Annotated in this window: 2 protein-coding genes and 1 tRNA gene; all 3 read right to left on the bottom strand. The window is 63.7% G+C overall.

Features of this window, described 5'->3' with window-relative positions; genetic code table 11:
* Positions 1-889 (bottom strand): hypothetical protein (locus KDH09_06845; protein MCB0219394.1); only part of this gene is annotated, 889 nt, incomplete at its 3' end.
* A gap of 43 nt (positions 890-932) precedes the next feature.
* A tRNA-Pro gene (locus KDH09_06840) sits at positions 933-1,009 on the bottom strand.
* Positions 1,010-1,089: 80 nt separating this feature from the next.
* Positions 1,090-1,566 (bottom strand): non-canonical purine NTP pyrophosphatase (locus KDH09_06835; protein MCB0219393.1); only part of this gene is annotated, 477 nt, incomplete at its 5' end.

Genomic DNA, 1,566 nt, shown 5'->3' with positions numbered 1-1,566 from the left:
GCGAGCGGTAGAACGCGGCCTCGAGATCTGTTCGCAGCGTCGGGATGATGGCGATGTGATAGGTGTTGCGCGAGCGACGAATCACCCGCACCGGGCCGTCGATGTAGCCGCGCAGCTCGGATTCGAGATCTTCCTCATCCACGTCGACGCGAATCAGCCCCAGCACCCGTGACCAGGCGCGGATCTTCATCCGGTCGACGATGTTCATCAGTTCCTCGCCCGCGTGACGGATCGCCAGGTAGTCGAAGGTAATGGGCGCGGGCTTTGAGAAGCGGAAGACATAGTCACTGGAAGTCACCTGCAGCTCGGTTTCCTCGATGGACACGTAGTCGGTCGACGAAACTTCCTCGCTGAAGGTGGAGGGGAGCAGGTAGACCCAGCCCTTCTCGGCGGTGACCGGATCGAGCAGCTCGATCTCGATGGCCTCGACTGCGTTCTCTCCGGCATCGCTCAGCGGGACCTGCGCGCCCGAGTCGGCGGCCATGAAGACCAGCTCGTCGTTGGCGTCGATGAGGCCGTCGTCGGAGTAGAGCTCGGAATCCGGTCCGTGGGTGAACGCGTAGCGATTTTCGAGATCGCGCTCGTCGAACTGGTAGGGAATCGGCTTGAAGCCGCCCGCCTCGCTCCAGCGATAGAGCTTGAACTCCGAAGGCAGTTTGTTGTGGGTGTGCGGAAGCTGCTTGCCCATCACCACGACCGGATCGAGGGTTCGGCGCAGGGTTTTGGCCCCTGTCGGCGCCGCGGGCTCCGGGGCGGGATCCTTCTCCGCCTGACTGCCGGTGCTGGCCACCTGGGCGGTGACAACCGATTCCTCAGCGTGCGCGGTATCGGCCAGCAGGCACACCGTCAGCACCGCCATCGCGACGCGCTTCCATGTTGCTCGAGTCATCAGAACCCCAAAAAACGGCAGTGCCCGCACCTGCGCGGCATGTTGGTCGGGGCGACTGGATTCGAACCAGCGACCCCCTGCTCCCAAAGCAGGTGCGCTACCAGACTGCGCTACGCCCCGACCGATACCGGAAAACGCTATTTACAGGGTTTTACAGGCATGATGCAAGGCCATGGCAAGCCCGCGACGGTTGGCGCCATTTACCCTGAAAGTCGCTCTTTCATCCATGCCTGAAAGGCCGCGAGCGCCCTGCCCCTGTGCGAGCGCGCCATCTTTTCTTCATAAGGAATCTCCCCGAAGGATTTCCCCAGCTCCGGATCGAAGAAAAGCGGGTCGTAACCGAAACCATTAGGGCCTTTTTCAGCCTCCAGAATGCGGCCGGTGCAGGTCCCCTCGAAGACCTGCTCGCCCTCGCCGGTATCGAGCACCAGCACGCACACAAAGCGTGCGCCGCGATCTTCATCGGGCACTCCCGCGAGGGCCGCCAGCAGCCCCGCGTTGTTGGCCGCGTCGGACCCGTCACCGTCCCAGTAGCGCGCGCTGCGCACGCCGGGCGCGCCATCGAGTGCATCGACGCAAATGCCCGAGTCGTCGGCCAGTGTCCAGAGGCCCGTCTGCTCGTAGCCCGCGCGGGCCTTGAGCCGGGCGTTGCCCACGAAGGTTTCTTCGGTTTCCTC

The sequence above is a fragment of the Chrysiogenia bacterium genome (assembly GCA_020434085.1).
GTDB lineage: Bacteria > JAGRBM01 > JAGRBM01 > JAGRBM01 > JAGRBM01 > JAGRBM01.
Note: the sequence above shows the minus strand (reverse complement) of the source record. Positions and strands in the feature narration are given on the sequence as shown.